The 228-nt window shown below is 44.7% G+C and carries 1 protein-coding gene; it reads left to right on the forward strand.

Annotated features, from left to right (window positions below; all coding sequences use genetic code 11):
• Positions 1-228: hypothetical protein (locus tag SB753_RS42400; RefSeq protein ID WP_410805875.1), on the forward strand; the 228-nt coding region annotated here is incomplete at both ends.

Genomic DNA, 228 nt, shown 5'->3' on the forward strand with positions numbered 1-228 from the left:
CTAGGAAGGTCTGGCTAGCTTTAAAATATGAGCCTCTGCAATTGCCAATTCTAAAGCGTCTTTTCACATTTGGGTTTCCTTTAGTATTTGCAAACCTGACATTTTGGGCATTGACATCAGTAGACCGTTTAGCGTTGACATACTGGGCTGACATGACTGCGGTGGGAATATTCTCTGTAGGAGTCAGTTTGGCTATGGCTGCTGGCGTACTGCAGGTGGTATTTTCTG

It is taken from the genome of Paraburkholderia sp. SIMBA_053 (assembly GCF_046534895.1).
In the GTDB taxonomy this organism is placed as follows: Bacteria; Pseudomonadota; Gammaproteobacteria; order Burkholderiales; family Burkholderiaceae; genus Paraburkholderia; species Paraburkholderia caledonica.